Origin of the sequence: Winogradskyella algicola, assembly GCF_005869935.1 — a bacterium.
Classification (GTDB): Bacteria; Bacteroidota; Bacteroidia; order Flavobacteriales; family Flavobacteriaceae; genus Winogradskyella; species Winogradskyella algicola.
In genome coordinates, this window is sequence record NZ_SZQF01000024.1 from 1 (window position 1) to 811 (window position 811).

The 811-nt window shown below is 51.4% G+C and carries 1 protein-coding gene; it reads left to right on the forward strand.

The features are described 5' to 3' along the window. The coding region (locus FC091_RS15080; RefSeq protein ID WP_138435208.1) for a DUF7507 domain-containing protein at positions 1–811 on the forward strand (811 nt) is incomplete at both ends.

An 811-nucleotide genomic window follows, 5' to 3' on the forward strand; every position in this document is an offset into this window, starting at 1 on the left:
GGTCCAACGTTTGTAGGCCCATCCAGTTTAGGCAGTGCAGAAGGCGACCTATTGGTTGGCGAAGTAGCGACGTATACGGCGACCTATGTTATCGAGCAGGATGCCGTGGATGCCGGAGGCTTTAGCAACAGTGTTTTAGCTGATGGCGATAGTCCAGCGGACACGAATGTCGATGACACGAGTGATGATGGTGATGACACGGATGGCAATACCGAAGACGATCCAACGGAAACGCCAATAGCGGAAGACCCGAGCATCGAGGCCGTTAAGACGGTAGCGATCACCAATGATGTAGCACCAGTAGGGGCAAGTTTAGGAGATACGGTAGAATATACGATCACGGTAACCAATACAGGTAATGTGACCTTAGACGGAGTAGCGATAGCGGATACGTTCGTGGACGCCAACGGTAACCCACTGACCTTATTGACCGGTCCAACGTTTGTAGGCCCATCCAGTTTAGGCAGTGCAGAAGGCGACCTATTGGTTGGCGAAGTAGCGACGTATACGGCGACCTATGTCATCGAGCAGGATGCCGTGGATGCCGGAGGCTTTAGCAACAGTGTTTTAGCTGATGGAGATAGTCCAGCGGACACGAATGTCGATGACGTTAGTGATGATGGTGATGACACGGATGGCAATACCGAAGACGATCCAACGGAAACGCCAATAGCGGAAGACCCGAGTATCGAGGCCGTAAAGACGGTAGCGATCACCAATGATGTAGCACCAGTAGGGGCAAGTTTAGGAGATACGGTAGAATATACGATCACGGTAACCAATACAGGTAATGTGACCTTAGACGGAGTAG